Source organism: Idiomarina sp. ST10R2A5 (assembly GCF_051842325.1).
GTDB classification, from domain to species: Bacteria; Pseudomonadota; Gammaproteobacteria; order Enterobacterales; family Alteromonadaceae; genus Idiomarina; species Idiomarina abyssalis.
In genome coordinates, this window is the sequence record NZ_JBNIEX010000020.1 from 1 (window position 1) to 1,229 (window position 1,229).

1 protein-coding gene is annotated in these 1,229 nt (G+C 46.4%); it reads left to right on the top strand.

All coding sequences use genetic code 11. The annotated features are described in order from the left end of the window. Positions 1 to 62: 62 nt before the first annotated feature. Positions 63 to 1,219, top strand: a protein-coding gene (locus tag ACP7FG_RS12960; RefSeq protein ID WP_380298945.1) for an IS3 family transposase whose coding sequence is annotated in 2 segments (ribosomal slippage) — positions 63 to 297 and positions 297 to 1,219 — 1,158 coding nt in all. Because the reading frame shifts where the segments join, the coding sequence is not laid out codon by codon here. Positions 1,220 to 1,229: the final 10 nt, after the last annotated feature.

The window sequence follows — 1,229 nt, forward strand, 5'->3', positions numbered from 1 at the left end:
TGAATCGCCACTGATTTGCTAGACACCTCATAGCCATAGATAATGGCATAAAAGAGGTGCTTATGAGTAACAACCGATACCCTGAAGAATTTAAAATCGAAGCTGTCCGGCAAATTACCGATAAAGGTTATTCTGTTGCTGACGTTTCAAGACGGCTCGATGTTTCCGTTCATAGTTTATATGCCTGGGTTAAGAAGTACGGTCCAGAAGCAGAGAAACACGCAGCTCAAACCGAAGAGCAGGCTGAACTAAAACGTTTAAGAAAAGAGTTACAGCGTGTCACTGAAGAGCGTGACATATTAAAAAAAGCCGCGGCGTACTTCGCGAAGCAGTCCGACTAAGGTACGCCTTTATTAAGCATCACAAGGACTGTTGGCCGATACGTAAGTTATGCCGCTTACTGGACGTCCACCCGAGTGGTTATTATGCGTGGCTCAAAGAGCCTTGCTCGCGTCGACAAAAGCGTGATGCTCGTCAGACGGGTCTTATTAAGCAATTCTGGCTGGAATCTGGTGGCGTTTACGGTTATCGAAAAATCCACAGCGACCTGCGCGAATATGGTGAGCGGATTGGTATCAATCGAGTTCACCGGTTGATGAAGCTGAGCCAGCTTAAGGCTCAGGTTGGTTACCGTAAGCCTCGCCACCGTGGTGGTGTCTCTCATATCGTTACGCCCAATAGATTAAACCGGGTGTTCAATACTGAGCAGCCTAACCAGGCCTGGGTAACCGATGTCACCTACATTAAAACTCATGAAGGCTGGCTCTACTTAGCGGTGGTTGTTGACTTGTTCTCGCGACGGGTCATTGGATGGTCAATGCAGCAACGAATGACAAAAGAGTTAGTTCTTGATGCGCTACTCATGGCCATATGGCGACGAAAGCCTAAACAGAAAGTAGTGGTGCACTCCGATCAAGGAAGCCAATATACAAGCCATGACTGGAGCTCATTCCTAAGGAGCAACAATCTGGAAGGCAGCATGAGTCGCCGTGGAAATTGTCATGACAATGCTGTTGCTGAGAGTTTTTTCCAGCTACTTAAAAGAGAGCGTATTAAGCGGAAAATATATTCAAACCGAGCCGAAGCTCGACGAGATGTATTTGACTACATTGAGATGTTTTACAACTCAAAACGCCGGCACAGTTCCAATGATCAGTTATCGCCGGTAGAGTATGAAAAACGTTTTGAAAAAACGGCTACTGAGTGTCTAGTGAACTAGTGGCGATTCA